This is a genomic window from Paenisporosarcina sp. FSL H8-0542 (assembly GCF_038632915.1).
In the GTDB taxonomy this organism is placed as follows: Bacteria; Bacillota; Bacilli; order Bacillales_A; family Planococcaceae; genus Paenisporosarcina.
Window position 1 is genome coordinate 985408 of record NZ_CP152050.1, and the last position, 23158, is coordinate 1008565.

The window sequence follows — 23158 nt, forward strand, 5'->3', positions numbered from 1 at the left end:
GAAATACTTCTTTGTGGTAGGAATATCGAAATAGCAAGGTTTTTCGTCAATGAAGTGCCGAACATCAACCGAGTGCTTTATGATATTACGAGCAAGCCACCAGCAACAATTGAATGGGAATAGTAGAGAATAGAATAAATATAGTAAAAGGAGAATCTAAATTTAAAAGATTCTCTTTTTATTTTAAATAGACATGGTATATTGTGGTTAAGATGGTTTATAGCCAAGTTCGTAAATGATGTATTACACCCCAATAATAAAATTGTTTAAATATAAAGTATGGATGTCAGCAAGAGATTTCCAAGTTAGCGTACATGACACCCGCTTGTCGGCATAGTGCTGCGCGAAACCTCAATAGTCAAGATACATGTAGCTTAAGTGTTGGAGTTTCTGGACGCGGGTTCGATTCCCGCCGTCTCCATTTACATGATTCATATTGTTGGATTTAATCACCATCAAACACGTCTTTCGATTCATTTCGAAAGACGTGTTTTTTTGTTTTGTACATAATGGTTTGGGATATATTAAATTATTCTTTTACTAATAGAAAACACCTCCAAGTTGGTTCAGGTATTCAATACCCGTTTTCAACTTAAAGGCGTTCTATTTGTCTCACGCTATCTACATTCATTATTGTTCACATAATAGTGGATAGTGTGACTGGTAATATTAATTTCATACTGAAATATCTTGGTCAGTTGTTTGATTCATGCGCTGTTTCTTAGATTTTCTAAAGTAAAGCAATTCATACATACAAGGAATAACGATTAGGGTCAGCACGGTTGCCAAGGCAAGCCCACCAATTACAACAATAGCTAGACTTTGTGATACTAAGCTTCCTGTTTCGGCCTGTTTTAGTAGCAGTGGAAGCATCGCACAGATGGTTGCAATTGCAGTCATGAAAATCGGTCTCATCCTTGTTGCTGTCGCTTCCACTAGAGCATCACGTATAATCATTTTTTGTTCATTTTGTTTTACTCGGTCTAGAAGGACTATGGCATTTGTTACGACGATACCAATTAGCATTAATGCTCCTAGTAGTGCTGTGATATCAACTGGAATTCCACTGATGAGGATTCCTAAAATTGCGCCAATCGCAGCAAGTGGAAGGGAGCAAAGAATGGCGATTGGTGCTTTGATCGACTTAAATGTGATGACCATAATTAAAAATACTATTCCGATCGAAACAAGCATTATTAGAAATAAATCTGTAAAATCATCTGCCTGTTGGCTACTTGATCCACCTACTAGAACCTCAACATTATCTGGTAGATCCATGCCTTTATTGTCTTTTTGATCGCCGAAAATCTCTAGATTGATTGTTTTTGAGATTTCAGAAAGCTTTGCAGGATCAACTGATGCTGTAACACGAAGGTAGGCATCCCCATCTTTATGAAACTGGTTGGTTGAAAGCTCTTCACTTTGTAAAGTAGCAATGGATGATACTGGTACAAGGCCGGAATCGGTCATGACTGGTATATTCTCCAAGTCTTCAGGTGTCTCCGTATCCAGGAGCGGTTCCAGGAATACAGTTTTCTGCTTGTCATCTAAACTAATCGTTCCAATTGGTGTTTTATTTAACATCACACCCAACTGCTGTGCGATTTGCTCAGTATTTCCTTTTGTTGGATCTACAACAAGGTAGTGTACAGTTTTCTTCTCGTCTTGATTGGTCGATACTTCCTCGACACCCTCAATGTTTTGCACTTTTTCTTTAATATTGGTTGCCACTTCTTCAAGGTCTGCTAAATTTTCACCGACTACATCAATGGTGATATTTGTACCTGCTCCTCCCATCATAAAGGAGGCTGTAGTTACTTCTAGAATGGCATCAGGATATTGATCCTTTTTCTTTAACATTTCTTTCACTATGAAGTCTGTATCATTTTTATCGTCTAATAAAATACTGAAGGACGCTTCTGTCGGTGATCCAACATAGCCATATTGAGCAGCTTCAGCTGGAGAACCTACCTGTGAAAACACATGTTTCACTTCATCCATATCTCGAATGGATGATTCAAATTCAATTGTCTTTTCCTTTACTTCTTCCACTGGCGTATCATTCGGGTAACTCAGCGTGGTCAGGACATAGTCAGCAGAGGAGCTGTCAACTGCACCTTTTGGAATGAAAAAGTAAGTGCCTATGGATCCGATGAATAGGAGGATGGAAATCGAGAAAACAATCCATTTATGATTCAAGGACCAAGTAACTACTTTTGGAAAACGAACAGCTGGTTTATGTTCAGGAAGCTTTGTATTCTTTAATAATCCCGCACTCATTAACGGAACAACAGTCAACGCGACAATCAAGGATGCTAGCAAGGAATAAGTAACGGTTAAAGCGAATGGTAAAAGAAATTCTTGAAGTCCACCATTCAGTAAACTCATAGGTAAGAAAACGGCTACTGTTGTTAATGTAGAGGCAGTAATAGCAACCCCTACTTGCTTCGTTGCGTCAATAACCATTTGAACTGAGAATTTCTCTGTTTGCATTTTCCGGAAAATATTTTCTATGACGACAATACTGTCATCAACTAGGCGTCCAACTGCAACAGCGACACCACCGAGCGTTAAGATATTCAATGTCACACCAGACCAAGACAGAAGGAATAGTGTGAAACACAGGGATAGAGGAATCGATATTATGGTAATAAAAGTAGAACGGATATTTCGCAGGAAAACCATAATGACGATTGTTGCAAATAGTGCACCAAGAAGAACTTCTTTTATCATAGTATGAACGGAATTTTGAACCATATCAGCAGAGGAAATATAAATAACAGATTCCTGCTGATCATACTTTTCATTGATTTTCTTTGTTACTTTTTCAATTTCTTTGCTAATAGTCACCGCATTGGATTGGCTATCCTTTGTGATGCTAATATCTAGGCTTTCCTTTCCATTGAATCGGCTTATGAAATTTGCATCTCTTGTTTCTTCAATTGTTGCAATATCTCCAAGCGTCACACTGGGTGCAACAGTTAAACCTTTTAGTTTTTCAATGCTTGTTAAATCACCGATTACTTTAATATTGCTTGTTTTTCCGTCAATAATCTTTTCACCAACAGCTACAGCAGTATTTTGACCATTAAGAATGCCCATAACTGCTTGAAGAGAAATTTGATTTTCAGCCAATTTTTCATCATCAATATTCACGGAAATGACGGAATCTGTAATCCCATATAGATCTACACTGGAAACACCTTTGATTTCTTGATAAAGAGATTGAAGCTCTTCACGAGCAAAATCCACATTTTCTGTAGTCACACCTTCTTCAAAGGTGACAGCAATGTTAGCAATTGGAATCATAGATGTATTAAGCTGTGATATGGTTGGCTTGGATATATAGTGCGGCAAAGCTACATTACTTAACGCATCTTGTACATCCTGTTTGGCTTGTTTCATATCATATCCTGCCTCGAAAAACAGGTCTACTTTTGAAAATCCATCTCCTGTTGTAGAATAGACAGATGTTTTTCCATTCAATCCTGCAACAGCTCTTTCAATCGGATAGGTTACTTCTGATTCCATCGTATTGGAGTCAGTTCCCTGACCTACGGAAATAATGGTGACTTGCGGATTATCCGCAGATGGTAAAAATTCCATAGGCAATCTAAAATAGCTGACAATACCTATCACCAATATTAAAATGGTTAATACAGCGACAGCAGCCCTGTTTCGAAAAGCCCACTTGGTAAATATCGACATAACAATTTCCCTCCATAAAATTACAAATTTGATATCAAAAGAAATATACTATAAATGCAAAACGAAAAATCAGACTTTTATTAAATTTTACAAAAACTTAATTCAAACTATGTGCTCCCTTCTTACCATCTTTTCAGTTACATCTTCATTGTAAAAAAAAGGAGTCTCTTCCACATTGATCCTTAGAATTATGTTTTTCTAAGACCTAAGACTTAGAAGATAATGGAAAAGTAAACGGAGTGATGTTTTGAACATGAGAAAACATCAAATAACCTCTCAAACTATGCATTGTATTAATCAAATAGAACAACGGCATTTACAGACAATTACGTTGTTATAAGGGGGTAGCGGCCACGCCGTTTCCATTTACATGATTCATTTAAATGTAGATGGATTTACCCATCATTAACCACGTCTTTCGATTCATTTCGAAAGACGTGTTTTTTTGTTGTTCATAAAAAGGTTCTGTATAAGGTCCTTGGCTGAATATAATCTCATATCGCCTCTTATAAAAAGTGCGACTTGAGCGACTGTAAATAGTCCAAGCCTCTCAGATTAATTCTTAAGCAATCGGAAGTTTCTCATTTATTTCCTCGAAACCATTCAATATCAACTGATAATAGAAGGGAGAAATTAATGAAGGTTTACCATATCCGGTCATTGGAGCAATTGAAACCTTATCAGAAAATGTGGGATCACATTTTGGATATCAATCAGAACGATAACCCATTCATTGAATTTCAATGGATAGAGAATTGGTGGAAATACCTTGGGCGCAATCGGGGAGTCGAAATTATCGTCGTAGAAAAAGCAGATAACGTGATTGCCTTTTTCCCTTTGCAAATCACTCACATGATGAAGTCGACCGTCATTGAGTTCCTCGGGCGTGGTGAAGCGCATTACATGGATATCGTCGTATACGATGATGAAAGAGAACAAGTGATTCAATATGTTTTCGATGAATTAATGGAGTCGATGCCGAAATGCATCTTTAATTTACATGGGTTATTGTCAAGCAGTCCTACAACCAATATGTTGAGTTTGTATCTGGCTAGAAGAAAGTGTGAACCCACCATATTTTCAATTGTTACGCCTTTCGTGAAAACGGACACGCTCAATCTCGAAGATTACTTGAAAAAAAGAAGTAAAATTCACGGTCTCAATCGCAGGGAAAAGAGACTTCGTTATTTAGGTCATCCAAAAGTAATGACTAGCAGTCCAGATGAAATCGAACAAGTTTTTACGCTACATGATAAGCGATGGAGAAAGATGGACGAGACCAATTTCACGGATGAAGAACATCAGATGTTTTACAGTGCTTTATTAAACTGTGAAGATGGACCGATGAAAGCAAAAGTGGAAGGCTTATATTTGGATGATCAAATGATTGCGTTCTCTTACGTATTTAAGTGCAGAGGTCGACATGTCGGTTATTTGAACGGGCACGATCCTGACTACAGCCTTTATGGACCTGGAACAATCCTCGATAAAGAATTAATCACTAGAAGCCAAAATAATGATTTGAGAATTTATGACTTGAGCATTGGCTACGAGCCATATAAGTTCGACTGGAATACGGGAGTAGACTACACGAACAATTTCTTGTTTTCTTCTAATGAATGGCAAACTCAAATGGTCTTCCAACTGATCAAAGGTAAGGGGTATGTAAAAGAAATTTTAAAGAAGAACTATAAAGTATTGTTATTTAAAAATGAGTTTCTTGGAAAAAATCTGCATTTTTTTCGGAATGCTAGCTTCAGGGAGTGGGTAAAAGCGTTTCGCAGCCAAGTTGGTAAAATTTATTCGAAGAAATCGGTCGAGATTTATCAACAAAAGCAAGGTACTGAAGATTCGCTGGATTATCAAATGCTTATCTATCCCGAAGCACGAAAACGACATCACGACCTGAAGCAAACGAATAAATGGTTTTATAATGGGTTTACCCCCTATGGTGATGCCAATGTTTCGATGTTTTGGGTTCATCCAAATGTTATACGTGTAGATGAAGTTGATTACTTGCAGGAGTTGCCAAAAAACAGTGCGTATATTGCAGAATGGCAAATTCATAAGTTGTCGAGTGTATGTTCATTTTTGCGGCAAGATAATGGAGTTCAGGACATTTTTCTTCATACCACAAAGAAAGATGAAGTGACTACGAAACATCTTCAACAATTAGGTTTCACTCATGTCAGCAGTATCAAGAAAAGAAATTTGTTATTTAAGCCATCTACACAAGTTTTAACTAATTCGACGAGCAAGCAGTGAGCTTGGCTGAGTTGTTGGTTTAAAAATGGACATGCAACAGTAAATTGGTTTTGGGGGAGATCATGTGAAAGTATATTCCGATTACGTATCAAAACATCGGTTAGGAAAGCTTATAATATGGTTGAGAAATGTGCAAAGAAACAAAGAGAGAAAAAATCGATAAGTCATTACTCTTAGCTTCCTAAAATACATCTTGTGTACCATCTGCCTGACCACTACGATAAAGTGGCAGGTTTTTTTATTGTTAATGAACTTTTTCGACAGTACGATGTCTAATACATAACAGAGGTTGAAATGAGGGGTCGATTTGGGGGAAATTGAAATCGTCAAACGGGCAATTGCTGGAGATGATGAATCATTCCTGCTTGTAATGCAATTCAATAAAGAAGCATTGTACCGGACAGCATTCGCTTTTTTAAGAAATGAACATGATGCGCTGGAAGCCATGCAGGAAGTCACCTACAGAGCATATAAAAAAATTCATACAGTCAAAGAACCTTGCTACATTAATACATGGCTGACTCGTATCATGATGAATTATTGCCAAGATCAATTGAAAAAGAAAAAGCGTTTCTCAAATTCTGAACTAATTAATGAAATATCCGTTAATAATGATTTGGTTCAATTTGAATTGCAGGAAGCCTTAAATAAGTTATCAGAGCAGGAGCAGCAATTGGTGTATATGAAATATTTTCAAAATACAAAGATTAAGGACATTGCGGTGATAGAAAATATACCTGAGGGAACCGTCAAATCCCGTCTTCACAAAATCTTGAAAACGTTGCGCCAACATCTGACGGAGAAAGGGGAAGTGGATCATGTTTGAAAACGAGGAAGAGAAATTGGCAGAACTTCGACGTCAGCTTGAACACATCAGTATTCCTACCGAACAGCTGGACGGAGCAATTGGGCAAGGCTATGAACGTGCAAAGCTTGAAAAAGTGAAGAAGAAAAAGAGAAAAATACGAAATTATGGAATGCTTGCAGCAACTGCACTTCTCATGATTACATTGGCCACATTCATTCGAGTGTCTCCAACTTTTGCAAATGCGGTTTCATCTATACCTGGACTGGAAAAAATTGTTGCAATGATTCACTATGATAAGGGCTTAACGTCTGCTATTAAAAATGACTATTACCAAGAAATTAATGCTTCTCAAACCAAGGAAGATTTAACACTAACCATTGACGGTGTCATCCTAGATGAATCGGGGATGAATGTTTTTTATACCGTTAATTCTGAAGAAGCCATACAGAATGTTCGGGTTGGAAATGTAGAATTAAGGAACGACGAAATTATTTCGCCAAGTAGTTCTTTTAGTATCTCAGCTAATGATCAAGCTGTTAAAGAGTTGAGTAATACAATCGATTTTCATTTTCAAAAGCCAACGAAGTTTAATGATTTATCATTTTCACTCGTGATGACAATCGAGAATGAAGGAAAGGAAATAGAATATATTATTCCGTTTACTGTTCCCGAAAATGTTAAACCGAGCATTAATTTTGTATTAAAGAAAGAAGTAGAAATTGAAAATCAAAAGTTTACGATTGAAGAAGTAACGATCAATCCTCGCCGTGTAGATGTTCGAATTTCAATAAATCCAAATAACTCGAAAAAAATCCTCCAATTTCCGGATTTACGTTTAGAAGATGAAAATGGAGAGATTTGGGGTTCTAGAAGTGGAATTTCTGGAAGTGAAGTAGGAGAGTTAGAACAAATTATATACGTACAAAGCAATTACTTTGAAAAACCAAAAGAACTATACTTACGTATAAATAAATTACAGGCACTTAATAAAGATGAAGCAATTGTTGTTGTAGATACTGAAAAAAATATTTTATTGAACAGTCCACGTGATGGAAGATTGCAATTAGGTGAGTCTAGTAAAACTCACGCTGATTTCTTCTTAACACAGGCCAAAGATGTAAATAACAATTTTAGTTTAACCAGCATAATACAAGACGCCAATGGAAAATCGATAAGTTCTCCATCTACCTCAATGTTTTATGATTCAGGAAAATTGGAAAGTCATTGGACACTAGATTTTGATACTACCGACTATAAGAATCCACTAGAGCTCGAATTATTGGCATATCCAAATTACATTGAAGGCGATATTAAGGTAGAATTGAAAAAACCAAATAAGTAAAAAAAGAGGATGCCCACCCATTGTTGGGACATCCTCTTTTCTAATTATTAATAAAGTCGATTCCAGTCTTCAAACGTTAAGGAAAAGACGAAAGCATCGTGAGTTTTACCACCTTGATATAAATAATTTCTTAGCAATCCTTCTTTTTCAAACCCCATTTTCAACAATAGCTTCCACGAAGCTTCATTGTCAGGAAATGTAACGGCGCCAACTCGGGAAAGTTCAAGTGTTTCAAAGCAATGTGACAAAACCTTCTCCAGTGCTTCTTTCACATAGCCCTTGCCCCAAAAATCTGGATGCAGGTCATAGCCAACTTCACATTTTTTGCTCCAAAGCTGCAGATTATTTAACCCGATTGTTCCAGCCAACTCTCCAGTTTCTTTTAGTTGGATGCCCCATCGTGCTGAACGTTTTTCCATGAAGCCTTTATTCATATTGGTAATCATTTTTTCTGCTTGTTCCATTGTTGTGAGGGGGTCCATCCCATAGTAACGTGTGACATCTTCACGTGAGAATTGATTGAACAAGTGGACTGCATGGGATTGATTTAAGTCGATTAAGTTAAGTCTATCGGATTCTAGTACAGGAAAAGACAACAGGAAAACCTCCATAATTAGCTTTGAATTTCATTTGCAAAATAAATGTAATCGACTGGAACGCCCTCCAAATCAAACTGACGCAGGAATGAAGTCACCTGACCCCGATGATAGGAAGAGTGGTTGATGAACGTAAAGAACATTTCGTCTCGTTTGTTGGAAAACGGAGCACCTTTTATATTGGTAAAATTCACTGTTTCTTTCCACTGTTCGTCAGTTAGCGTCGAGAAAAATTGTTCCATTTTTTCGTGTAAAGCTGCAAATGCTTCTTTCGTTGATTGAACAGAACTCACATCAAATTGTTTCCATTCCGGCTTAGCAATACCAATTAAACGCTTATACCATAAGTAATCAACACTGATGACATGTGAGTAAGTTTCACTGATAGATGGAAATGAATTTTTTGCTTCTTGGTGAAAGATAGATGCATCTAGTGAATCTACATGATTCAATAGTTTTTGTGTAGCCCATTTGTGATAATGAAACATCGATTGCCATTCCAATTGAATTCCTCCTCTAAAAAATGTGAATATTCCCCATTTTAACACTTTATTAAGATAGTACACTACCACTGCATCTTGTTATAATTTGGAAAATAGTAATTGCAGTTCATTATATACACACATATACTCGAAGTATAGGGGTGATTATGATGATCTTATTAACTGGTGAGAAATTAAATTTAGAAGAAATGCGATCCATATTATTTCAGAATGAAACAATAAATCTTGATTCAAATGCATTAACACGTGTTCAAAAAAGCCGTGAAGCGGTTGAGAGAATCGTAAGAGAAGGCAAAACAGTTTATGGCATTAATACGGGCTTTGGTAAGTTCAGTGATGTCAGCATTGATGAGGAAGATGTACACGCACTACAACTCCATTTAATCCGTTCACATGCATGTGGAATTGGTGAACCATTTGAAGAACGAGTGTCCCGTGCAATGGTCGTCTTACGATTGAATGCATTATTGAAAGGTTTCTCGGGCATTCGAGTAGATGTATTAGAACGATTGGCTTACATGGTCAATCATTCGATTCATCCAGTCATTCCTTCACAAGGATCTCTAGGGGCATCCGGTGATTTAGCACCTTTGTCTCATCTGGCACTTGTATTGGTGGGGGAAGGGTTTGTCTGGCATGAGGGACAGCAAATTCCAGCTCATGAAGTATGGGGGAATAAAGGTATTGAACCATTAGTGCTGGAAGCAAAAGAAGGCTTGGCGCTAATCAATGGTACGCAAGCCATGACAGCTCAGGGCGTGGTGAACTGGTTGGAAGCGGAGACTCTCGCTTACCAAAGTGAATGGATTGCGGCGATGACGATGGAAGCGCTTCACTGTATCACAGATGCATTTCATCCAGCTGTCCATCAGGCACGTGGCTATGTCGAGCAAGTAGATGTGGCACGTAGAATGCTAGAGTGGTTGCAAGGCAGTCAACTTGTTACAACTCAAGGTGAAAAGCGTGTGCAGGATGCCTATTCGCTGCGTTGTATTCCACAAATTCACGGTGCCAGCTGGCAGGTGCTTGGTTATGTAAAAGAGAAGCTTGAAATCGAAATGAATGCAGCAACAGACAATCCATTGATTTTTGAGGATGGGGAAGTCATCATTTCAGGAGGTAATTTCCATGGTCAGCCGATTGCTTTTGCGATGGACTTTCTGAAATTGGCAGTTGCGGAGCTTGCGAATGTTTCGGAACGCCGAATCGAACGATTGGTCAATCCACAATTGAACGAAGGATTACCGCCTTTCCTAAGTCCACAACCAGGACTTCAATCAGGTGCCATGATTCTGCAATATGCGGCGGCAAGCTTAGTATCGGAAAATAAGACGCTGGCACATCCAGCCTCGGTTGATTCAATCCCATCTTCGGCTAATCAGGAAGATCATGTGAGCATGGGGACAATCGGCGCACGTCATGCTGGAAATATGATTCAAAATGCACGACGCGTGTTGGCAATCGAAGCTTTCTGTGCATTGCAAGGTTCGGAGTACAGAGGCAAAGATAAAATGTCTCCATTGTTACAGGATAAATGGAATGAATTCAGAGCATTCGTCCCATCGATGGATGAAGACCGGATTTTCAGCACAGATATCGAGCGAATCAGCGTACATTTAAAGAACGAAACTGCTTCCTCAATTTATGCGAAAAAAGAGGCTGTAACCGTCCAGTAAGCGATGAGTCAAGATGTCTCAAAGGTCGTTTTCAGACGTGAATCTGCAAAGTCAGATGTGAACGCTAATTTTTCAGACGTGATACCCAAAAAGTTAGACTGAGATACGGCTCAGCTACTCAACGAGCCAATAAAAAAGGCAGTCTCCATTATTGGAGACTGCCTTTCACTTATTTAACACCATATTTACGATCCAGTTGCACTAAATGGGCATCGGGGTGATGGCCATCAATTATTAAATCCCTCAATATTTGTGAACCAAACATGCTATAGACTGTACCATTCCCACCATATCCGAGTAAATAATAATGATTTTTCTTGGTGGGATGTTGTCCGATAAATGGCATGTTATCCTTCGATTCACCGAAGGTAGCGCCATAAGCATAATCCAGTTCAATTTGAAAATGAGGGAAAAGTTCTTGTATTCGAATCAGCAACTTTTCGGCTTTTTCATTAATCAGTTCCAGTGATTTCGGCGCATGAGCTATCTCTTCATCCAAACCACCAACGATGATTCGGTTATCTGTTGTTGTTCGAATATAAAGATATGGTCTAGCTGTTTCCCAAATAAACGCTCGTTGATACCATTGTGTAATCTGGTCAATGGGTTTTGTTACAACTGCATATGAACGATTGATTTTTGCACCAATCCTTTTCCCAACCGGAGTAGTTTCATAACCCGTTGTATAAATTATATGTTTAGCATTGAAAGTACCTGCATTTGTCTTTATTAATATGCAATCCTCTTGTGTCATTGAATCTGTCACTTCAACAAAATCGAATAAATGCGTCCCTTTTTCTTCAATCAATTCTAATATTCCATTCACTAAGCGATACGGATTCATTTCGGCATCCTCATATGTCACAAATGCGCCAGGTTTTGTGAAAGACACATTTTCCGACATTTCATCAGGGGTCCAGTAATCACATGGAAAACCATGCCTTCTCAATGTTTCGTACTCTTCTTTTATTTTTTTGACATCAGCATCTGAACTTGCGAAACAGATACTTGGTCGTACGATAAAATCAGAAGAAATAGGAAGACGATTTGATATGGTTTCTAAATCCTTAACGGCTTTCAAACACATTTGATAATATCGTACAGCATCCCGTTCACCAATTTGATCGATTAACTCATGTAGCATAATATCATTCGAATACTGAATGAACCCGGTATTTACCATTGTACTGCCAGTGGCCATTTGTCGTTTATCCAATATCGCTACGCTTAGCCTGGCATCGGTTAAAGCCAATGCAGTCAAAGCCCCTGACATGCCACCACCCACAATGACAACATCATAGCATTCTGACCTTTCGTTAACTTCAAAAGGTTTTCTAAGTGGGAAGGTAGTTGGCCAGTAAGGTGAACCGTTGTGTATATCCATAAAGTATTCTCCATTCGCTCAAGCTTATTCGAAAATCCCACTTCTAAGAACGGTAAAGTCAACTTTAATATTTACTTTCGCGTCCTTATACATCTCATGCCATTTTTCATAAGTGAGATTGGACTCTCTGACCGAGCTTCGGTAAAATTCACCTAAACCAAAAACATCGGAGTCCACTTCCTGACAATAAACGAGTATTTTTGCAAGGTTCTTGGACATACTTTTCTCGATTTCTTCTTCCAATTTCTGCACATTTTTGGGGTTGTCCATATCCATATTTGCTTCTATTTCTAATAATCTTCCATGAACTGTGATGTGCATGTCGAATTCCGGTGTGTCTGGATTAATGAGTTTCAATTTTTTCTTCGTAGAGATAGTATCAATCACTACTGTAATATCTTCTTGAGATTCCTGTGTTTGTGAAGCTGGTAGTGATTCTTTAGGAATCTTCGTTTCAAACATGGCAGCCTTATGAAAATCTCTAGCCAATTTAAGGTAAAAACTATTTTCAGCCGATAATTTCCCGACCATTTTGTCTTTGTTGAATAAAGCAACTCCTGAAATTTCCACAATTTCCTCCTTTCTTTTAATTATGGGTAAAGCAACGTCCCTACCCGGAGAGTAATAATCGTGTGCTACTTCATGAATAGTGGATGAAATTATTTGTTCGCTCTTGATGTTTTGTTCTAGCAACTTGAAGATATGGGTTCCTATATCTTCGATATCCTGATATTGATATTCAAGTAATGATTTTGTTTCACCTTCAACAACAGCCACATACAAGCCACCGCTCGTCTCAGAATTCTTCGAAAGAGTATCAATATTATGAGCAATTCCGTCTTTTGATATTTCTTCTCCAAACAAGACTACTCGCATCTGACCGGTCACGATTTTTTTCGATGTTTTTCTATTAATAACAGTACGGGCACCACGAATAGTTTCATTCTCAGCCGAAATTACTTCTACATTACTTTGGAATTCTGGATTCACTTGACGAACGACTGCTGTTACCGACAATTTATCGTCTTCTCTCAAATCATATCCAAGTAAGGTCGTCAATCCAATCTGTTCCAGCAATTTCTGTTCCGCACATCCAACCAACGAAACAAAGAGAACAACGAATATGAAGCCAAGTTTTATTTTTTTCATATCTTTTGCTCCTTACGAGTCCGATATTTCTTTTTCATTATTGCGAGCAAGTATATTAAGATGGGATAAACAAATATGACATAAAATCCAACTTTGGAAAAGTAAGTGTTCACTGCATTGATTTGAGTACGAGTTTCAATGGAAATAGAGAGCATAAAGATGACAACCGAAAAAAGCCAAATAAATTTGGTTGAATTTACTTTCACCAATCGTATGCTTCCACGATAAGCAGCCCATAGGTATAGACAAAGGTTGGGCAAAATCACTAACATCCAAAAGCAAACGGCAATATATTCAAACCGTTCGATAAATGGAAATTGGACGATGCTGAATAATGTTAAGGTGGCCCAAATCGATTTATTTAATTGTTCTGGGCTGAAGTATGTGATAGAAACTAATATGACAGATAGATAAATGATCGTAGTTGCCAACAATCCAAAATGCACATGCTTTTGTACTTTATTTTTATCCTTGATGAATGGGTAGATCACATTGAGTATCTCAAACCCCGCAATAGTAAACGTCATGGACTGTGCACCTTTTAAAATTCCGATAATATCGGTTTCCATTATGGGCAGCAAACTTCGCGCCGAAGTAAATTGAAGTGGATATACCAACATGGGCAAAAGCCAAATGGACAGAACGAAACTGAAAAATGAGATTCCAACAATAACACGCAATCCACCTGTAAAAGCGTAGATGACTATCAGCAGTAAAGTAGCGGAAATAAACCACGTACTCAAGTTCGGAAAAACCCACGTTTGAACCACTTCAATATAGTTTCGTAATACAGAGAAAAATGCAGTTGAACAATACAATACATATAAAAGATTTAAAAAGTTGCCGAACCATTTTCCGAAAATGTCTTGATGGATGCCGTATAAATCATTAGAACCGTAGATTTCCAGAGTTTTAATCATAATAATCGCGATAATATGAGTGGCAATTCCGACGAGCAGAACAGAAATCCAGGCATCTTGTTTGGCGTCCTGATAAATGACACGTTGGAAGCCATGGATACCAACACCTACTTGAATCGTATGAATCACAAAAAAAAGTAGAAAAGCATTGATCATCTCTTGGTTTTTCACATGTATGGTGTTGTTCACTCAAATCACCTTCAGTTCAACTTTTTTCTGGATTGATTGGTTCTGGTTGATATTTATCTGCATCCTGTGGCCTTGCATTTGATTGCCTTTTGTAAGCAAATGGTAATGGCAACCTAATGATACTATCTCTCCAATCCTTAAAACGCGGGGGATAGAAAGGAGCAGTGTATGGTGCTCCCAAACTAGACTGACGAATCAGGTGGATCAAGATGAAGCAAAAACCGAGCATGATTCCATAAAAACCCCAAAAACCCGCTAACAAAATCAATGGAAATCGGATGACCCGAATGACGTTACCCATCATAAAGCTTGGCGTCGTAAAAGAAGCCAATGCGCTTAGCGCAACAATGATAATAAGAATATTACTCGTAATCCCGGCTTGTACCGCCGCGGTTCCTATCACGATACCGCCTACGATACCGATGGTTTGTCCAACTTTGGTCGGTAATCTTGCCCCTGCTTCCCTTAATAATTCAATTATCAATTCCAGGAGTAATGCTTCAATTATTGGTGGGAATGGCACTAGAGCTCTTGATTCGCTTAAAGGAACTAACAGTGATTGGGGGATGACTTCATAATGAAAAGTCAGAGCTGCTACATACATAGGTGTCAAGTAAGTGGACAAAAATATGGCACCGAATCTCAAAAGTCGAAAAAAGGAAGCGATTGGCCATCGCAGGTTTTGATCTTCCCTGCTTTGGAAAAATTCAATGAACGCGTATGGGCATAATAATGCCATGGAACTGCCATCCACAAGGATGCCTAATTTACCATTCAGCAACCCTTCGCAAAACCTGTCCGGTCTTTCAGTAAGAAGCATCTGGGGAAATGGTGATAAAGAATTGTCATCAATCATTTCAGCAAGAGCCGAACTGTCCAATAAGGCATCCAGCTTTAAGCTGGTAATCCTGTCTTTCAGCGTATTCACCATGTCCTCGGATGCAATGCCCTTGATATATAAAAGGGCAATCGTTGTATTCGTTTGTTTTCCAACAATAAATTTTTCATTGCACAGCTCAGGATTTTTAATATACCTTCGAATTAGTGATTCATTGGTAGACAGGCTTTCATTGAATCCGACCTGTGCCCCGATTACCTGTGATTCATTTTCAGGTGCTGTCAAGCTTCGGGACTCTTTCGTCGTGATTTTTGCCATTACAACTTGAGAAAATCCATTTATATGAATCAGTGCCGTCCCGTTATACATAGAAAGTACGGAATGATCCAGTTGTTCATCCAAATCTACCTCGGGCAGGGAAAGTGCAGATTTAAGACTTTCAGGTGATTCATACTCTTTTCTTAAAAGGTCTGGAAGGAGCTGTTCTTTTATGGTTCGGCCATCCACCAAACTATCTATGTAAGTAAGCGTGAGATTTGGAGAAATTGTTTTGACAACTAAGTCAGTTGGATTGTTGGTTGCTTTTTTAATAGCCTCTAAATAATCTTTTGATGAGATTGGAAACAAGCTTTCATTATGAACCTTACTTGCTTTTTCATCTTTGTGATTTTTGCCATCTTCAACAGTCGGTTTATTTTTCGAGGAAGACTGTCTGCTCTTTTTTTTAAACATTTCTTTCCCTCCTTTTACAACCCTTTCTTTTAGAATAGGCTCCAGGAAAATAATCTATACTCATAATTCAAATGTAATAATATTTTTTGACACTTATAGAATACAGACTTTCGTACAGTTCGATCTGCATTTGTTATACTGAAACAAGATATTTTAAAAGGAGAGATTCCAATGAAAACATTCGCCTTGATCGCTGGAAGTTTGCGGAAAGAATCATTAAATCGAAAGTTACTTGCCTACTTACAAGAAATGTACAAAGTGGACATAAAAATGGAGTTTATTGAAATCAATGAGTTTCCATTGTTTAATGAAGATATCGAAGCTAAGGTTCCAGAACAGGTGAAAAAAGCCATCCAACTGATACAAGAATCTGACGGTGTGCTGATTGCGACGCCTGAATATAACCATTCAGTGCCTGGAGCATTGAAGAATGCATTGGATTGGCTTTCAAGAAAAGAAAAAGTTTTTGTAAAGAAACCAGTTCTGATCATGGGTTGTTCAGGAGGACCAGTAGGAACATCACGTGCTCAAAATCATTTACGATTAATATTAAATTCACCAGGACATCAAGCGTTAACACTACCTGGAAATGAAATTTTGATTGGACAAGCACCAACGAAATTTAATGATAAAGGAACACTAACTGATGAAAAGACCGTAATATTCATTAATGGAGTCTTGAAGAAATTCATTACATGGATCGATGCTACAAAAGAGTGGCAGAAAGAGGAGATATAATGCAATCCAATCAGAGACCCCACATTTTATTAGTCGACGGAATGGCACTTTTATTCCGTTCGTTTTTTGCAACTTCAGTCTTTGGACAATACTTTAGAAATGAACAAGGCGTCCCAACTAATGGTGTACAAGGGTTTGCCCGTCATGTGATGAGCGCAAAACAAATTATGCAACCGACTCATATGGCCATTTGTTGGGATATGGGTATGCACACTTTCCGCAATGATTTGTTTGATGGATACAAATCCAACCGTCCTGCTCCGCCTGAAGAAATGCTGCCTCAATTTGATATGGCTAAGAATCTTTCTGAAATGCTTGGCTGGAAAAACTTTGGGGAAGTTGGGATGGAAGCGGATGATTTAATTGGCTCTATGGCATGCAAGTGGCAAAATGAAGCAGATATCACCATCGTAAGTGGAGATAAAGATTTATTGCAATTACTCAATCCCACAACTAAAATCGCTTTTACGAAAAAAGGGTATAACATCTATGACGAATATACATACGAACGTTTTGTAGAAGAGTATCAAATTGAGCCTTCGGTTTTTGCCGATGTGAAAGCATTTATGGGAGATTCGAGTGACGGGTACCCGGGAGTTAAAGGAATAGGACCGAAAAGTGCACTTCAACTCATTCAAAGCTATGGTTCTGTTGAAGGAGTCATTGAGGCGTTACCGGAGTTAAAGCCGGGTCAACAAAAGAAGATTCAGGAAAACCTGGACATGTTACGATTATCAAAAAGACTTGCTACGATCCATTGTGAAATGGATTTGCCGATTGAACTTGATCAATTGATTGTGCCTTCATACAGTCAGCAATTATTAACTCAGGTAGAGGAAGCTGGATACGGCATTACGAGTCGGTATGCTCGAACTTTATATTCGATTTAACTTTATTTGGAGGAAACTTGGTCGTGTCGGAAGTTACTCATCTCTTAAACGAGCATTGTCAGTAATTCAAACTTCTTAGTATTTGGGGATATTTTTACGAACGTTAAAATTCCTTTGTTCTTTTCATATGAAATTTGGCGAATTCGGCTTGGGCGATTTCTTCCACCATTATCGTGGATGATCAGCGTCAAGTCGTTTTCTTTTTCTTCAAACCCGATGAGCGGGACCCAATGATAGGAAAAATCATAAGAGCTGAACCAGTGAAATGAAAAGTACCGATCAAATTTACATGCCACTGGTCGACCGGCTCGTAATTCTTTTTTTGCTTCTTCCATCGAACAGGTATCAATATCCCAATTAGGGCCGAGAAGTTTCCGTAAATTACGTTTTAAATGCCATGTAAATAAACCAATTCGAGTACCTCCAAGTAAACGGTATAATCGATTCGCATCATAAGGACATGAATTCGGCATCAAGTAACGCAAAATGGTCAGGGCAGTAACAGGTCCACATGCAGATTTCTGATACTGTATTTTGATTGATCTATCAAATTGCGATAGACCTTGTAATTCTAATTGAATACGCATAATGTCACCTCAGTGAAAAAAGAGTTTTTCCGTCTGATTTAACAGTACGGAAAAACTCTTTTTCTGTAAACTTTGAAGCTTTCGTTGCGACTAAAAATAGAAGAGAAACTTAAAATCTAGCGATCTATTAAATTACAAGTATTGATGAACGTCTACGTTTGCACCTTCGGCAAGTGCATGCCCAAGCGATTCATCGGCGCGGTGGAAGTTTGCAATCGCTCGACCTACGATATCGCGATTTTCAATGCCAGAGAACTGATCAAGTAAGTTTTTAATTAATGCTTGTTTTGTCGATTCATCATAACTTCTATAAATTTCACCAGCTTGACCGAAGTTATTTGTTTTTTCGATTGCATTTTTACCTGCAACTCCTGAAATTGGTTGATCAAATTCTTTGAATTCAGGCGCTTCTTTTGGTTCTGAGTCGAAACTATTTGGTTCGTAGTTTACGCGAGACATTTGTTGTCTAAATGGCATAGCGCCGTCACGTTGGTTATTTGAGAATGGACATTTTGGTGCATTGATTGGCAACTGTAAGTAGTTTGCACCAATACGGTAGCGTTGTGTATCTGAGTAAGAGAACAAACGACCTTGCAACATTTTATCTTCAGATGGTTGTATACCAGGTACAAGTACACCAGGATTAAATCCAACAGATTCTGTCTCTGCAAAGAAGTTATCCACGTTACGGTTTAATGTCATCGTACCAACCAACTCATAAGGGAAATCTTTTTCTAGCCAATCCTTCGTCGCATCTAGTGGATCGAAATCAAAGTTATCCATGTCCTCTGGTTTTAATGTTTGAACATATAAATCCCACTCAGGATAGTCACCACGTTCAATTGCTTCGTACAAATCACGTGTAGCATGACTAAAATCTTTTCCTTGCTGTTCTGCCGCTTCTTCAATTGTCATGTTTTTAATGCCCTGTTTAGGAACCCAACGAAGTTTTATATATGTAGTTTTGCCATCTTCGCTGATCCATTTGAATGAATGCACAGAAGATCCACGAATGTGACGGTAATCTTGAGGGATTCCTTCATCTGTAAACAAGTGAATGAGCATATTTGTCGTTTCAGGCGAGAGACCCATGAAATCAAAAAGACGTGAAGCATCTTGAAGGTTCGTACGTGGATCTGGTTTTAATGAGTGTATAACATCAGGGAACTTGATTGCATCCCGGATAAAGAATACAGGCAAATTATTCCCAACAAAATCATAGTTGCCTTCTTCTGTATAGAATTTTACTGAGAATCCACGTGGATCTCGAGCAGTTTCTGGTGAGTGAAGCCCGTGAATGACGGTAGAGAATCGAGTGAATACTGGCGTTTCTTGCCCTTCATTTTGTAAGAAAGCAGCTCTTGTATATTTTTTCATACTGTTTTTGACGACGAATGTACCGTGGGCAGCAGCTCCACGAGCATGTACAACTCGTTCAGGAACACGTTCACGGTCAAAGTGTGCTAATTTTTCTATTAATTGATAATCCTCTAAAAGTGTTGGGCCACGTTCACCCGCAGTTCGGGAATTTTGATTATCGCCGATTGGTACACCTTGGTTAGTTGTTAGCTTTTTCATTGTATCGACTCCTTATTTATAATGATTACAAAAAAGAACTAATTCAAATGTAAAGTATATTTAAGTAATTATCAAGTAATATGATTGAGTGAAAGACTTAAAAATTTTTACTAGCTTGTAGACTTGTAGAAGATAAAAAAATACAATTATAGAAGAGAAAGAATGTTTCCACGAATCAAATCGTAAAGTTAAACATCACTAACAAAGGGGGAATAACTGGTGAATATCACATATAAACGGTTATCATTGTTAAATTTTGAAGATGCACTTGCTTTGTTCAATAAAGGTTTTGAAGGATACCTAATCCCGATGCATTTAACAATGGAACAGTTTGTTGGACGCTTTGGCAACGAAGGATTGTCGGTGGAACTATCAGTTGTAGCTTTTGATGGAAACACACCAATTGGGTTTATTCTGCAAGGAATAAGAGAAAATGACGGAGTTAAAATTTCCTGGAATGGTGGTACGGGGATCATTCCTGAATATCGGGGCAAGGGCGTTGGACTTCACCTAATGAAAGAAGCGGAGCGCATTCTTGTGGAAAATGAAGTAGCCATTGCAACTTTAGAGGCTTTATCTGAAAACGAGCCTGCAATCAAATTATATGAAAAGTGTGGATACGAAATTCAGGATAAGCTTGTATTTTTATCTGGTTCCGGAAAACTAATCGACAAACTGCCTGAATTAGGAGAGTACGAATTAGAAAGATTTCCTGCGTTTCTAGCCATTGGATCAGATCTTTTTCCAACGCTCGTCCCGTGGCAAACAGCCGAGAGTGTTGTACCCAAAGTCGGTGGAGAAGTAGTGAATTTGTTAAAAGATGGGGAAATAAGAGCATCCTGTTTAATTCGAAAAAGAGGAATTTATAATAATCCTTCTGAAGGAATTACCTTATTCCAAGTGACTTCCGGAGACGAACAACATGAGGTTAACATTCTATTGGCACATGCACTTGAATATGATCAACCTGTTAGTCGATCTACATACAACTTTATGACGGGTAAAGGCAATGTGGTATCTTTACTACAGGAAAGTGGTTTTGAAAATACAGCAATTTCACAAGTCTTTATGCTCAAGAAATACTAAAAAACAACCAATCATTCACCCAAGGGAGTGAAGCGATTGGTTGTTTTCTTTTAATAGACGTTGAAGAGCTGCACGGAAATTTACATACGTTTCGATTTCCACTTGAATACCAGCATGAACAATTTCACGGACAAATCGAGGATTAAAACCAACATAAATCGGACGAATACCCATTAGTTTAAGTGAGTTATTCAGTTGGTAAATTTCCGTTGCCAAATCATTGTAATCAAATGATGCAACGTCTTCTACAGTAACTCCAGTAAAATCAAAGATAGCTCGCTCGGTCTCACGATGGGTTCCTGCATATTGAAGTGCTTTGGTTTGAATCATTTCAAAGCGTTCTTTGAACATATATCCGGCAATCGGAATCAATATTGTATTTGGCACGACAGAAGGAATCACTGGGGCAGACATGTTCTTGATAATATTTTCATAGTATTTAACTTTCTCTTTCAGTTGTTGCAATTCAAGTGATTGAGTCATTTTACACCTCAGTGATTATTTTCACTAAGTATAGCATAATCGATTCTTGATTCTGCACGAAAAAAGGATAGACATGAAGTCTATCCTTTTTGACTCTGCAAAAATTCAGTTACTTGTTCAGGTGATTTTGCATTTGCACTGTGCAAATGAGCTTTCTTTTCGCTATCCTGATAAATCAGCAAGCTTGGAATGCCCATAACATCATACTTTTCAGCAATTTCAGGAAGTTCGTCGCGATTTACTTCGTACCAAGTGTATTGTTTATACTCTTCAACGATTGGATCAATGAACATGTCCATGCGCGTACAATCAGGGCACCATCCAGCAGTGAATTTTACGATGACTTCATTATCAGAAGAAATAACGTCATTAAATTGTTCAGTTGTTGTAATAGATTTCATTTTTGTTCCTCCTTGACTTCTATAGGAACAGTTTACACGGTTTTACTTCCATCGGATAGCAATTTGTTTCATTACTGAAGCTGTTGCTTGTATCCCTGGAATTGTTGTGTCGCTTGTTGGATTTCTTTAGGATCTGCCGGAGTCAATTTATACCAACCATGCTTGAACATTAAGTCGTAAAGGCTACGTTGTTGTTTGGATGTAGCTCTCAATTGAGTAAAAATGATTTGGTATAGCGCATCATGGCTGGCCTCATGCATTGCCGTTGCATAAGAATTACATAAATATTTTTCAGTAGAAAGGGCATCATTTAAGATGTCGCGGTCGTTTAATTGCGGTGTTTCAACATAAGGAGTTTGTGGATTTTTCACTGTTTGCTGATTCATGAAACAGAACCTCCTTCATTTTGTTTCAGTAACTTGAGCAACTCGTCGTAATGATTACTGTGCATTTGTTCAGCTGTCTCAAATTCTTTCTTCAAATCAGGGAGTTGGCAATTTTCAGCCGCCCAATTCATTTTTTTAGCTGCCAACAAATTCCATGACATCATATCGGTCAAGTAGCTGAAATCTTTTGAAGAAACCATTTTAGGGGGTTCGGGAAATACCATTGGCTGTTCTTTTTGTTGTGAAAATAAATTCATGTGATGTATCCTCCTTTTCGTTTTAGTGTGAGGCAGAAATGATTATATATACATTTTCCGTTTAGTTTCTTTTGTAAAAAAGATGTTAGGGTAGTTATGTATATATATAGGAAAGAACATACTAATAAAATGTATTTGAATAGAGGAGGCTGGAACTCATGATCGAACAATCGATGCGTGAATTCCAAAATTAATGTGGATGAGAATTTCAAAAAAATCATTAAAATCCATTTATTTAATGATTAACTATACGAAAAAATTAGTTAAGGAACATGGGATTGCAAGCAATCAATTCGAGTTCCAGATGTTGTTTGGTATTCGTGAAGAATTACAGCGCCAACTTGTAAAAGAAGGCTATAAAAGCGTATTTATGTCCCATATGGGTCTGATTGGTATGGTTATTTTATGAGACGCTTAGCTGAACGGTCAGCAAATGTTGCGTTTGTTGCCAATGGTATTTTGAATAAATAATAGGAGAGGAGATGCCAACGAGCATCTCCTTTTTGAATTAGACTTGGAAAAGTTTTATTTGAATTCTTCAGCTACATAGTGCATACAAAAAATACGCCTTTCATAGAATAAAAGGACGCAATAGTTAGCAAGATTTTTCGGGGTAAATTTTGGTTTTTAATCATCATTTAA

The 23158-nt window shown here is 38.0% G+C and carries 20 protein-coding genes and 2 pseudogenes; 9 read left to right on the forward strand and 13 right to left on the reverse strand.

Annotated elements, in window-relative coordinates; genetic code table 11:
• Positions 1 to 27 precede the first annotated feature (27 nt).
• Positions 28 to 123 (forward strand): annotated as a pseudogene (locus tag MHH33_RS05215) (hypothetical protein); the annotation flags it as partial.
• A gap of 552 nt (positions 124 to 675) precedes the next feature.
• Here MHH33_RS05215 and MHH33_RS05220 read toward each other — a convergent pair.
• Positions 676 to 3708, reverse strand: coding sequence for an efflux RND transporter permease subunit (locus MHH33_RS05220; RefSeq protein ID WP_342543140.1), 3033 nt, complete (start codon positions 3706 to 3708; stop codon positions 676 to 678).
• A 636-nt stretch (positions 3709 to 4344) separates the two neighbouring features.
• Here MHH33_RS05220 and MHH33_RS05225 point away from each other — a divergent pair.
• The 3 genes from MHH33_RS05225 (at position 4345) to MHH33_RS05235 (ending at position 8123) form a co-directional block, all read left to right on the forward strand.
• A complete protein-coding gene (locus MHH33_RS05225; protein ID WP_342543141.1) occupies positions 4345 to 5973 on the forward strand; it encodes a GNAT family N-acetyltransferase in 1629 nt (542 codons plus the stop codon).
• Between the two features lie 307 nt (positions 5974 to 6280).
• Positions 6281 to 6799 carry a sigma-70 family RNA polymerase sigma factor gene (locus MHH33_RS05230; protein ID WP_342543142.1) on the forward strand — a complete coding sequence of 173 codons (519 nt, stop codon included), beginning with the start codon at positions 6281 to 6283 and terminating at the stop codon, positions 6797 to 6799.
• Positions 6792 to 8123 (forward strand): DUF4179 domain-containing protein, encoded by a 1332-nt coding sequence (locus MHH33_RS05235; RefSeq protein ID WP_342543143.1) that lies wholly within the window; start codon positions 6792 to 6794, stop codon positions 8121 to 8123. The genes MHH33_RS05230 and MHH33_RS05235 overlap by 8 nt, the downstream gene beginning before the upstream one ends.
• Positions 8124 to 8170: 47 nt before the next feature.
• Here MHH33_RS05235 and MHH33_RS05240 read toward each other — a convergent pair whose 3' ends face one another.
• Positions 8171 to 8719, reverse strand: a complete 549-nt coding sequence (locus MHH33_RS05240; protein WP_342543144.1) for a GNAT family N-acetyltransferase — start codon at positions 8717 to 8719, stop codon at positions 8171 to 8173.
• A gap of 17 nt (positions 8720 to 8736) precedes the next feature.
• Positions 8737 to 9222 (reverse strand): DinB family protein, encoded by a 486-nt coding sequence (locus MHH33_RS05245; protein ID WP_016429062.1) that lies wholly within the window; start codon positions 9220 to 9222, stop codon positions 8737 to 8739.
• 149 nt (positions 9223 to 9371) lie between these two features.
• Between MHH33_RS05245 and hutH the strand changes: the two genes are divergently transcribed.
• Positions 9372 to 10898 carry a histidine ammonia-lyase gene (hutH, locus tag MHH33_RS05250; protein WP_342543734.1) on the forward strand — a complete coding sequence of 509 codons (1527 nt, stop codon included), beginning with the start codon at positions 9372 to 9374 and terminating at the stop codon, positions 10896 to 10898.
• A gap of 169 nt (positions 10899 to 11067) precedes the next feature.
• On the opposite strand, the gene MHH33_RS05255 is transcribed toward hutH, so the two are convergent.
• From MHH33_RS05255 to MHH33_RS05270, 4 genes are read right to left on the reverse strand one after another with little or no spacing between them, the layout of a single operon-like run.
• Complete coding sequence (locus tag MHH33_RS05255; protein WP_342543146.1) at positions 11068 to 12282, reverse strand: FAD-dependent oxidoreductase; 1215 nt, start codon at positions 12280 to 12282, stop codon at positions 11068 to 11070.
• Positions 12283 to 12306: 24 nt separating this feature from the next.
• A complete protein-coding gene (locus MHH33_RS05260) occupies positions 12307 to 13431 on the reverse strand; it encodes a Ger(x)C family spore germination protein (RefSeq protein WP_342543147.1) in 1125 nt (374 codons plus the stop codon).
• Entirely contained in the window at positions 13428 to 14540 is a 1113-nt protein-coding gene (locus tag MHH33_RS05265) for a GerAB/ArcD/ProY family transporter (RefSeq protein WP_342543148.1), read from the reverse strand. Before MHH33_RS05265 ends, MHH33_RS05260 begins: the two co-directional genes overlap by 4 nt.
• A 16-nt stretch (positions 14541 to 14556) precedes the next feature.
• Positions 14557 to 16110, reverse strand: coding sequence for a spore germination protein (locus MHH33_RS05270; protein ID WP_342543149.1), 1554 nt, complete (start codon positions 16108 to 16110; stop codon positions 14557 to 14559).
• 171 nt (positions 16111 to 16281) lie between these two features.
• On the opposite strand from MHH33_RS05270, the gene MHH33_RS05275 reads away from it, so the two are divergent.
• Both MHH33_RS05275 and MHH33_RS05280 read left to right on the forward strand, forming a co-directional pair.
• A complete protein-coding gene (locus MHH33_RS05275) occupies positions 16282 to 16848 on the forward strand; it encodes an NADPH-dependent FMN reductase (protein ID WP_342543150.1) in 567 nt (188 codons plus the stop codon).
• Positions 16848 to 17738, forward strand: coding sequence for a 5'-3' exonuclease (locus tag MHH33_RS05280; RefSeq protein ID WP_342543151.1), 891 nt, complete (start codon positions 16848 to 16850; stop codon positions 17736 to 17738). Before MHH33_RS05275 ends, MHH33_RS05280 begins: the two co-directional genes overlap by 1 nt.
• 44 nt (positions 17739 to 17782) lie before the next feature.
• Here MHH33_RS05280 and MHH33_RS05285 read toward each other — a convergent pair whose 3' ends face one another.
• Positions 17783 to 18325, reverse strand: coding sequence for a C39 family peptidase (locus MHH33_RS05285; protein WP_342543152.1), 543 nt, complete (start codon positions 18323 to 18325; stop codon positions 17783 to 17785).
• Between the two features lie 132 nt (positions 18326 to 18457).
• Positions 18458 to 19903 (reverse strand): catalase, encoded by a 1446-nt coding sequence (locus tag MHH33_RS05290; RefSeq protein ID WP_342543153.1) that lies wholly within the window; start codon positions 19901 to 19903, stop codon positions 18458 to 18460.
• Positions 19904 to 20122: 219 nt separating this feature from the next.
• On the opposite strand from MHH33_RS05290, the gene MHH33_RS05295 reads away from it, so the two are divergent.
• Entirely contained in the window at positions 20123 to 20989 is an 867-nt protein-coding gene (locus MHH33_RS05295) for a GNAT family N-acetyltransferase (RefSeq protein ID WP_342543154.1), read from the forward strand.
• A gap of 15 nt (positions 20990 to 21004) precedes the next feature.
• Here MHH33_RS05295 and MHH33_RS05300 read toward each other — a convergent pair whose 3' ends face one another.
• The 4 genes from MHH33_RS05300 to MHH33_RS05315 form a co-directional block, all read right to left on the reverse strand.
• Complete coding sequence (locus MHH33_RS05300; RefSeq protein WP_342543155.1) at positions 21005 to 21472, reverse strand: STAS domain-containing protein; 468 nt, start codon at positions 21470 to 21472, stop codon at positions 21005 to 21007.
• An 80-nt stretch (positions 21473 to 21552) separates the two neighbouring features.
• Complete coding sequence (locus tag MHH33_RS05305) at positions 21553 to 21873, reverse strand: thioredoxin family protein (RefSeq protein ID WP_342543158.1); 321 nt, start codon at positions 21871 to 21873, stop codon at positions 21553 to 21555.
• Positions 21874 to 21944: 71 nt separating this feature from the next.
• Entirely contained in the window at positions 21945 to 22259 is a 315-nt protein-coding gene (locus MHH33_RS05310; protein WP_342543159.1) for a spore coat protein, read from the reverse strand.
• The gene (locus tag MHH33_RS05315; protein WP_342543160.1) at positions 22256 to 22516 is read right to left on the reverse strand and encodes a hypothetical protein; all 261 of its coding nucleotides are present in this window, start codon (positions 22514 to 22516) and stop codon (positions 22256 to 22258) included. Before MHH33_RS05315 ends, MHH33_RS05310 begins: the two co-directional genes overlap by 4 nt.
• 186 nt (positions 22517 to 22702) lie before the next feature.
• Between MHH33_RS05315 and MHH33_RS05320 the strand changes: the two are divergent.
• Positions 22703 to 22987: pseudogene (locus tag MHH33_RS05320) on the forward strand (proline dehydrogenase family protein); the annotation flags it as partial.
• Between the last annotated feature and the right edge of the window lie 171 nt (positions 22988 to 23158).

Coding starts and splice junctions, on each gene's coding strand:
- MHH33_RS05270 (WP_342543149.1), bottom strand. CDS start 16,110: ATGTTTAAAAAAAAGAGCAGACAGTCTTCCTCGAAAAATAAACCGACT.
- MHH33_RS05305 (WP_342543158.1), bottom strand. CDS start 21,873: ATGAAATCTATTACAACAACTGAACAATTTAATGACGTTATTTCTTCT.
- MHH33_RS05315 (WP_342543160.1), bottom strand. CDS start 22,516: ATGAATTTATTTTCACAACAAAAAGAACAGCCAATGGTATTTCCCGAA.
- MHH33_RS05310 (WP_342543159.1), bottom strand. CDS start 22,259: ATGAATCAGCAAACAGTGAAAAATCCACAAACTCCTTATGTTGAAACA.
- MHH33_RS05300 (WP_342543155.1), bottom strand. CDS start 21,472: ATGACTCAATCACTTGAATTGCAACAACTGAAAGAGAAAGTTAAATAC.
- MHH33_RS05225 (WP_342543141.1), top strand. CDS start 4,345: ATGAAGGTTTACCATATCCGGTCATTGGAGCAATTGAAACCTTATCAG.
- MHH33_RS05255 (WP_342543146.1), bottom strand. CDS start 12,282: ATGGATATACACAACGGTTCACCTTACTGGCCAACTACCTTCCCACTT.
- MHH33_RS05220 (WP_342543140.1), bottom strand. CDS start 3,708: ATGTCGATATTTACCAAGTGGGCTTTTCGAAACAGGGCTGCTGTCGCT.
- MHH33_RS05290 (WP_342543153.1), bottom strand. CDS start 19,903: ATGAAAAAGCTAACAACTAACCAAGGTGTACCAATCGGCGATAATCAA.
- hutH (WP_342543734.1), top strand. CDS start 9,372: ATGATCTTATTAACTGGTGAGAAATTAAATTTAGAAGAAATGCGATCC.
- MHH33_RS05235 (WP_342543143.1), top strand. CDS start 6,792: ATGTTTGAAAACGAGGAAGAGAAATTGGCAGAACTTCGACGTCAGCTT.
- MHH33_RS05285 (WP_342543152.1), bottom strand. CDS start 18,325: ATGCGTATTCAATTAGAATTACAAGGTCTATCGCAATTTGATAGATCA.
- MHH33_RS05280 (WP_342543151.1), top strand. CDS start 16,848: ATGCAATCCAATCAGAGACCCCACATTTTATTAGTCGACGGAATGGCA.
- MHH33_RS05275 (WP_342543150.1), top strand. CDS start 16,282: ATGAAAACATTCGCCTTGATCGCTGGAAGTTTGCGGAAAGAATCATTA.
- MHH33_RS05260 (WP_342543147.1), bottom strand. CDS start 13,431: ATGAAAAAAATAAAACTTGGCTTCATATTCGTTGTTCTCTTTGTTTCG.